The organism is Bartonella sp. P12B (assembly GCF_055796185.1).
The window spans coordinates 1-1,190 of record NZ_JBTTDI010000057.1 but is presented as its reverse complement, the minus strand read 5'-3'; the positions used below and the strand labels follow the sequence as shown (position 1 = coordinate 1,190).

The window sequence follows — 1,190 nt, the reverse complement described above, 5'->3', positions numbered from 1 at the left end:
ATGGCAAAGAGCAAATTTGAACGTACGAAGCCGCATGTTAATATTGGTACGATTGGTCACGTTGACCATGGGAAGACTTCGTTGACAGCAGCGATTACGAAATATTTTGGTGAATTTAAAGCCTATGACCAAATTGATGCGGCACCAGAGGAACGTGCTCGTGGGATTACCATTTCTACAGCGCATGTTGAGTATGAAACAGAGAAAAGGCACTATGCGCACGTTGATTGTCCTGGTCACGCGGATTATGTGAAAAACATGATTACGGGAGCCGCGCAGATGGATGGCGCGATTTTGGTTGTTTCAGCTGCTGATGGTCCAATGCCTCAGACACGTGAACATATTCTTCTAGCGCGTCAGGTTGGTGTTCCAGCGATTGTTGTTTTTCTGAATAAGGTTGATCAAGTTGATGACGCTGAGCTTTTGGAGCTTGTTGAGCTTGAAGTACGAGAGTTGTTGTCAAAATATGATTTCCCAGGAGATGATATACCAATCGTAAAAGGTTCAGCCTTAGCAGCCCTTGAAGATAAAGATAAGAGCATTGGTGAAGATGCTGTTCGTCTTTTGATGAGTGAAGTTGATAATTATATTCCTACGCCAGAGCGTCCGGTTGATCAGCCGTTTTTGATGCCGATTGAAGATGTTTTCTCGATTTCTGGGCGTGGTACGGTTGTCACTGGTCGTGTTGAGCGTGGTGTTATTAAGGTTGGCGAGGAAATTGAAATAATAGGGATTCGCCCGACGTCTAAGACGACGGTTACGGGTGTTGAAATGTTCCGCAAGCTTTTGGATCAAGGGCAGGCGGGTGATAATATTGGTGCGTTGCTTCGTGGTGTTGATCGTGAAGGAATTGAACGTGGTCAGGTTTTGGCAAAACCTGGTTCAGTTACGCCTCATACGCGTTTTAAAGCGGAGGCTTATATTTTAACGAAAGATGAGGGTGGTCGTCATACTCCGTTTTTCACGAATTATCGTCCACAATTTTATTTCCGTACGACGGATGTGACAGGGATAGTAACGCTTCCGGAAGGTACTGAAATGGTAATGCCTGGTGATAATGTTGCGATGGATGTTTCTTTGATTGTTCCAATTGCTATGGAAGAGAAGCTTCGCTTTGCTATTCGTGAAGGTGGTCGTACTGTTGGTGCCGGTATCGTTTCTAAGATCATTGAATAAAGAATGGTTGTTGG

General features: G+C 44.6%; 1 protein-coding gene. It reads left to right on the top strand.

What is annotated here, in order from left to right; all coding sequences use genetic code 11:
• Positions 1-1,176, top strand: a complete 1,176-nt coding sequence (gene tuf, locus AC0QT1_RS08620) for an elongation factor Tu (protein WP_078691533.1) — start codon at positions 1-3, stop codon at positions 1,174-1,176.
• The last annotated feature ends 14 nt before the right edge of the window (positions 1,177-1,190 follow it).